Here is a 2,174-nt window from a genome sequence, read left to right on the forward strand (position 1 = left end):
GAACCCGGAGTGGATCCGCCCGCCGGCCCACGTCGCGTTCGCCTGCGCGAGCAGGTCGACCTGGAGCGCGCTGTTCACCGAGACCATGCGCCGCTGGCGCGCGATCCGCGCCGGGTCGTTCACCGTCTCGGTCCGCAGCATCCGCACGTCCTGGTTGCGGTCCAGCCAGGCGTACAGGTCGGCGCTGCCGAACGCGAACGAGGCGGTCACCGGCCGCGCCGGGTCCAGCGCGCCCGTCTTGGCCAGGCCGAGCACGCCGTCGCTGAACATCTCTGACCACACGGCCAGCCCGCGCCTGTCGTGCAGCCCGGCCAGCACGGCGTCAGGCACCGCGCCGATGCCGAGCTGCAGCGTCGCACCGTCGCCGACAAGCGCGGCCACCCGACTGGCGATACCCGCGGAGACCTCGGTCGCGGGCCGCGGCGCCAACGCCTGCAGCGGCGCCTCCGCCTCGATCGCGTAGTCGATGACGTCGCAGGGCAGCACCGAATCCCCGTAGGTGTACGGGACGCGGGGGTTGAGCTGCGCGACGACCAGCCCGCCGCGAGCCCTGGCGGCTTCGATCGCCGCGGGCAGCACGTTCACTTCGGTACCGAGCGACACGGTGCCGTCAGATGGCACCGACGTCTGCACCAGCACGACGTCCGGCGGCAGGGCGGTAGCCAGCAGCGACGGCACCAGCGACAGCCGGCAGGGGAAGTAGCGGAGCCGGCCGTGTCCGCGCATGCCCGGCCCTACGAACGGCGACTCGAACGTCACGCCGTCCCGGTCCGGCATCCCGGCCTGCGCGTTCAGCGCGAACAGCCGGTACCGCGCTACCGTCCCGTCGAGCACCGACAGGGCCCGCCACGGGGTGGCGTAGTTGCCGCCGGCCACGACCCGCGGGGTGCCGGCCAGCGCGCCGAGCTCTACCGCGAGCCTGCGTTCAGATAGGACGCGCATCGCTGCCTCGCGCCAACTGCCCGGCCTCGATCCGCCGGCCGTTCACGATCACCGACGAGATCCGGACGAAGTGGTCGCGCTTTCCCGGCGCCCATGGGGTGAGCGGGAGCTGCTCCAGGCGGCGGATCTCCTCGCGGTCGGTCACCGCCGTGGCGTGCCCGACGACGGTGACGCTCCAGCCGGCATGCCCGGTGACGTCCAGGCTGTCGGCCTCGAACGCCACCACGGCGCCGCGGGTCGCGGCGGCGAGCTTGCCGCCGGCGTCCGTCCTGATGATGATGTCGCCGTCGTCCAGCGCGAAGTTGACGAGCTCCACGGCGGGCAGCGCCTGCCTGGTGTAGACGATCCGGCCGACGGGCACCGAGCCCATCAGCCGCATGCACTCGTCTCGTGACAGATGCTCGAGCACCGAGCCGTTAACGTCCATGGCAAGCAGGATGCCCGCGACAGGAACGCCGGGCCGAGAGACTAAGGTCCCTAATCGGCAGGGCTTCCGCCGTGCCCAGCCCCGTCACGCTCGTCGAACACGCGCACCGCGTAGGCGGCTGCCTGCGTGCGGCGCTCCATGCCCAGCTTGGCGAACAGCGCGGACACGTAGTTCTTCACGGTCTTCTCAGCGAGGAACATCCGCTCGCCGATCTGCCGGTTCGTCAGCCCCTCGCCGATCAGCTCCAGGATCCTCCGCTCCTGCGGGGTGAGCCCGGCAAGCGGGTCGCGCTTGTGCGACTGGTCACGAAGCCTGGCCATCACCTGCCCGGCCGCGCGGGCGTCCAGCATCGACTCCCCCGAGGCCACGGTGCGCACCGCGCCGACCAGGTCGGTACCGCGGATCTGCTTCAGCACGTATCCGGCCGCCCCGGCCATGATCGCGTCGAACAGCGCCTCGTCGTCGCCGAACGAGGTCAGCATCAGGCACGCCACCTCAGGCATCCGGGACCGGATCTCCCGGCACACCGTGACGCCATCGCCATCCGGCAGCCGCACATCGAGCACGGCCACGTCGGGGCGCAGCGCCGGGATGCGGGCCAGCGCGGACGACGCGGTGCCCGCCTCGCCGACCACCCGGATGTCCGGCTCGGCCTCGAGCAGGTCGCGCACTCCCCTGCGGACTACCTCGTGGTCATCCAGCAGGAACACCGCGATCTGCCTGCCGTCGCCGTCTTGGCTTGTCATCGCGACCACCTGACCGTTCGTCGCCGGTTACGGGACCTTCCTTATATCGAACGGTCTCG

The 2,174-nt window shown here is 71.6% G+C and carries 3 protein-coding genes; all 3 read right to left on the minus strand.

Annotated elements, in window-relative coordinates:
• Positions 1 to 942 (minus strand): acetyl-CoA hydrolase/transferase C-terminal domain-containing protein (locus tag WA805_RS08090; protein ID WP_425242022.1); only part of this gene is annotated, 942 nt, incomplete at its 3' end.
• Positions 926 to 1,369, minus strand: a complete 444-nt coding sequence (locus tag WA805_RS08095) for a pyridoxamine 5'-phosphate oxidase family protein (protein WP_422341219.1) — start codon at positions 1,367 to 1,369, stop codon at positions 926 to 928. The genes WA805_RS08095 and WA805_RS08090, both read right to left, overlap by 17 nt.
• A gap of 50 nt (positions 1,370 to 1,419) precedes the next feature.
• The gene (locus tag WA805_RS08100) at positions 1,420 to 2,115 is read right to left on the minus strand and encodes a response regulator (RefSeq protein ID WP_424558719.1); all 696 of its coding nucleotides are present in this window, start codon (positions 2,113 to 2,115) and stop codon (positions 1,420 to 1,422) included.
• Between the last annotated feature and the right edge of the window lie 59 nt (positions 2,116 to 2,174).

Source organism: Trebonia sp. (genome assembly GCF_049794275.1).
Classification (GTDB): domain Bacteria; phylum Actinomycetota; class Actinomycetes; order Streptosporangiales; family Streptosporangiaceae; genus Trebonia.